The sequence below is a fragment of the Melaminivora alkalimesophila genome (assembly GCF_000282995.1).
Classification (GTDB): Bacteria; Pseudomonadota; Gammaproteobacteria; order Burkholderiales; family Burkholderiaceae_C; genus Melaminivora; species Melaminivora alkalimesophila.
The window spans coordinates 1-833 of sequence record NZ_ALEE01000395.1; the positions used below are offsets into that span (position 1 = coordinate 1).

Consider the following 833-nt stretch of genomic DNA (forward strand, 5'->3'; position numbering starts at 1 on the left):
CGGCGGCCGGCTGCCGGACGAGGAGGCGCAATACCGCGCCTACCGGGCTGCCGTCGAGGGCATGCAGGGCCTGCCGCTGACCATCCGGACGGTGGATGTGGGGGCCGACAAGCCGCTGGAGCGCGGCGCGCGCGACGGCACGCTCAACCCGGCGCTGGGCCTGCGCGCCATCCGCTGGAGCCTGGCGGAGCCGGAGATGTTCCGCACCCAGCTGCGCGCCATCCTGCGCGCGGCGGCGCACGGTAAGGTACGGATGCTGTTCCCCATGCTGGCGCACCTGACGGAGATCCGCCAGGCCATCGCGCAGGTGGCGCAGGCGCGCGCCGAGCTCGATGCGCGCGGCGCCTGCCACGGGCCGGTGCAGCTCGGGGCGATGATCGAGATCCCGGCGGCGGCGCTGATGGTGCGCCAGTTCCTCGCGCACTTCGACTTCCTGTCGATCGGCACCAACGACCTGATCCAGTATGCGCTGGCGATCGACCGTGCCGACGAGGCGGTGGCCGAGCTGTACGACCCGCTGCACCCGGCGGTGCTGCGCATGGTGGCCGACGTGATCGCCGAAGGCGCACGGGCGGGCAAGCCGGTGAGCGTGTGCGGGGAAATGGCGGGTGACCCGTCCCTGACCCGGCTGCTGCTGGGCCTGGGCTTGCGCAGCTTTTCCATGCACCCGACCCAGCTGCAGGCGGTCAAGCGCGAGATCCTGCAGGCCGACGCCGGGCTGCTGGTGGACTGGGCGCGGCAGGTGCTAGCGGCCGACGAGCCGGCCGCGTGCCTGGCGCTGGCCCCGGACGGCAGCGCCGCCGCAGCCTGAAAAGGCGCGGCAGGTGCAGCCG

Annotated in this window: 1 protein-coding gene; it reads left to right on the forward strand. The window is 73.6% G+C overall.

Annotated elements, in window-relative coordinates; genetic code table 11:
- Positions 1-811 (forward strand): putative PEP-binding protein (locus A612_RS07575; protein ID WP_019373901.1); only part of this gene is annotated, 811 nt, incomplete at its 5' end.
- Between the last annotated feature and the right edge of the window lie 22 nt (positions 812-833).